General features: G+C 63.9%; 1 protein-coding gene. It reads left to right on the forward strand.

Features of this window, described 5'->3' with window-relative positions; translation table 11 throughout:
* Positions 1 to 69 precede the first annotated feature (69 nt).
* A protein-coding gene (locus tag EDC34_RS12160) for an IS3 family transposase (protein WP_165921028.1) occupies positions 70 to 1,184 on the forward strand; the annotation gives its coding sequence in 2 pieces (ribosomal slippage) (positions 70 to 322 and positions 322 to 1,184; 1,116 coding nt in all).
* Positions 1,185 to 1,198: the final 14 nt, after the last annotated feature.

Raw genomic sequence — 1,198 nt, forward strand, 5'->3', positions numbered from 1 at the left:
CGTAACCTCCCCCTAATCCCGGACACCTGAGAAGTAGAGCTTTCTGGCATCTTTCCGCCAGGAGGTTCCATGAAGAAGTCGAAGTTCAGCGAGACCCAGATCGTTGCCATCCTCAAGCAGGGCGATGGCGGCGTGCCGATCAAGGACCTGTGTCGGCAGGCCGGGATCAGCACCGCCACGTACTACCAGTGGAAGTCGAAGTACGGCGGCATGGAGGCGTCGGACCTACGGCGGGTCAAGGAGCTCGAGGCCGAGAACGCCAAGCTCAAGCGGATGTACGCCGAGCAGGCACTGGACATTGCCGCGATGAAGGAGCTGATCGCAAAAAAACTGTAGGGCCGGCGCAGAAGCGCGAGGCGGTGCGGTTCCTGGTGGAGACCCAGGGCCGCCCGCTGCGCCGGTCCTGCGACTGTGTCGGCCTGTCGCGCTCGGCCTGGTATGCGCCGCCGCTGGACTGGACGGTGCGCGATGCCGAGCTGATTGCCGCGCTGGCGAAGCTGGTGGAGGAGTGCCCCAGCCGTGGGTTCGGCAAGTGCTGCCAACGCCTGGGGAAGAGTCATCCGCACTGGAACGCCAAGCGCATCTACCGGGTGTACTGCGCGATGAAGCTCAACCTGCGTCGTGCCGCCAGTCGGCGCCTGCCCAAACGCGAGTGCGTGCCGCTGTACGTCCCCGAGCAACCCGACACCGTCTGGTCCGCCGACTTCATGCTCGATGCGTTGGCCTGTGGCCGCAGCTTCCGCACCTTCAACATCATCGACGACTTCAACCGCGAGATCGTGCACATCGAAGTCGACACCTCGATCACCTCGCAGCGGCTGGTGCGCATCTTCGAGCAGATCCGCCAGGAGCGCCCACTGCCGCAGGTGTTGCGGACCGACAACGGCCCGGAGTTCCTGGGCGAGGCCTTCACCGCATGGGCCAAGGCCAACGGCATGGCGATCCAGTACATCCAGCCCGGCAAGCCCAACCAGAACGCCTACATCGAACGCTTCAACCGCACCTACCGCGAGGACGTGCTCGACCGCTACCTGTTCGCCCGACTGGACGATGTGCGCGAAGCCACGTGGCGATTCCTCATCGACTACAACGAGCACCGGGAGCACGACGCCCTCGACGGCATGACGCCCATCGAATACCGCAACCAACCCGCCAGATGTTCTACTTTTGAAATGTCCGCTTGACGGGGGAGCTTACG

The organism is Thermomonas haemolytica, assembly GCF_004346265.1.
Lineage (GTDB): Bacteria > Pseudomonadota > Gammaproteobacteria > Xanthomonadales > Xanthomonadaceae > Thermomonas > Thermomonas haemolytica.